The sequence below is a fragment of the Micrococcus sp. R8502A1 genome (assembly GCF_006704135.1).
GTDB lineage: Bacteria > Actinomycetota > Actinomycetes > Actinomycetales > Micrococcaceae > Micrococcus > Micrococcus luteus.
This window is the reverse complement of the sequence record NZ_VIGS01000105.1, coordinates 1-986: the sequence shown is the minus strand read 5'-3', so window position 1 is coordinate 986 and position 986 is coordinate 1. Positions and strand designations below refer to the sequence as shown.

At 69.1% G+C, this 986-nt stretch carries 1 protein-coding gene; it reads right to left on the bottom strand.

What is annotated here, in order from left to right; translation table 11 throughout:
• On the bottom strand, positions 1–873 hold an 873-nt coding region (locus tag FLM69_RS11240; RefSeq protein WP_141844300.1), incomplete at its 3' end, for an IS481 family transposase.
• Positions 874–986 lie beyond the last annotated feature (113 nt).

The window sequence follows — 986 nt, the reverse complement described above, 5'->3', positions numbered from 1 at the left end:
CTCTGAGGTATACGGGCGGGCGTAGAGGACCTCATCGACCATCAGCCGGTTGTACCGTTCGACCTTCCCGTTATGGCGCGGGGTGTATGGGCGGATCCGGTGGTGCCGGCCCCCGAGCGAGACCACCTTCGCGGTGAAGTCCGCAGCCCGATAGTTGTTCCCGTTGTCCGTGACCACCCGGTCCACGGTGATGCCGTGGGCGGCGAAGAACGCCCGCGCCCGGCAGAAGAACCCGATCGTGGTCACCGTCCGCTCATCCTCCAACGCCTCGGTGTAGGCCAGGCGGGTGAACCCGTCGATCGCCGAGTGCAGGTAGGTGTAGCCGACCCGTCGGCCAGGCCCGCGCTTGGCTGCTCGCGCGTTCTCGGAGTCCCGGCCGTGAGCACGCCAGCCGCCCCCGTCAGGGATGCGCCCGATCTTCTTCACGTCCAGGTGCACCATGTGCCCCGGGCCGCGGGCGGTGATCTTCTGCGGTCGTTGGCGCAGGTCCTCACCCGTGGGCGCGAGGTCTGGCAACCGGGAGATGCCCAGCCGGTGCAGCCACCTGCCCACCGTTCGGAGGCACACCCGGTGGCCTTCAGAGACGAGGTGGTGATGGATGCGGCGGGCTGACCACTTCTCCCTGCGACGCAGGGTCTGGATCTGGGCCACCACCTCGGGGTCGAGCTGGGCGGGAGAGCGTCGTGGCCGGCAGGAGCGGTCTTGCAGTCCTGCCTCGCCCTCGGCGCGGTAGCGGGCCACCCAGGTGGCCACCGTGGGGCGGCTGACGCGGAACTCGGCGGCGACATGGGCTTGGGGGATCCCGTCGTGCAGGTGGCGGTGGACCATCCTGAGACGGCCGGTGGGGGTCAGGGGTGCGTTAGCGTGGGTCATGAGCGGGCTCTTTCCAGCGGATGGGTTGTTGAGGAACTTCCATCCTGCCGGGCGGGGCCCGCTCGTCTCATCTCAGCCCGGGCCTCGTGCCAAGAACCTCATGACCCACAACA